The organism is Clostridium tunisiense TJ (genome assembly GCF_000300195.1).
In the GTDB taxonomy this organism is placed as follows: domain Bacteria; phylum Bacillota; class Clostridia; order Clostridiales; family Clostridiaceae; genus Clostridium_J; species Clostridium_J tunisiense.
This window is the reverse complement of the sequence record NZ_AMQH01000046.1, coordinates 1-379: the sequence shown is the minus strand read 5'-3', so window position 1 is coordinate 379 and position 379 is coordinate 1. Positions and strand designations below refer to the sequence as shown.

The 379-nt window shown below is 47.5% G+C and carries 1 tRNA gene; it reads right to left on the bottom strand.

What is annotated here, in order from left to right:
* Nucleotides 1–252: 252 nt before the first annotated feature.
* Nucleotides 253–328 (bottom strand) — tRNA-Glu (locus tag C661_RS24545).
* Between the last annotated feature and the right edge of the window lie 51 nt (nt 329–379).

Below are 379 nucleotides of genomic sequence, written 5' to 3'. Positions count from 1 at the left end.
TAGTCACTTAACCTCACAACCCGAAGATGTTTCCATCGTTCGCGCTGCAAACATTTGAGAGACTCTATGACAGGTTACTCTTTATCCCAATACATCTACGGAGGGATAAATTTCAGCCGTCATGTTTCAATTTTCAGCTTGTTCCAGATTGTTAAAGAGCAATATCTTAAACATGACTCGGAAGTCATCTTTAAGATATGGTGTATCGTCAGATACTTTGGACCGCCGCTTTCACCGGGTGGGTCGGAAGCTTGGCGTCCCCTAGGGGATTCGAACCCCTGTTACCGCCGTGAAAGGGCGGTGTCCTAGGCCACTAGACGAAGGGGACACAAACCTTCTGTACAACTGACCAGGCTGATCTTGAAACCAGACCTGATCG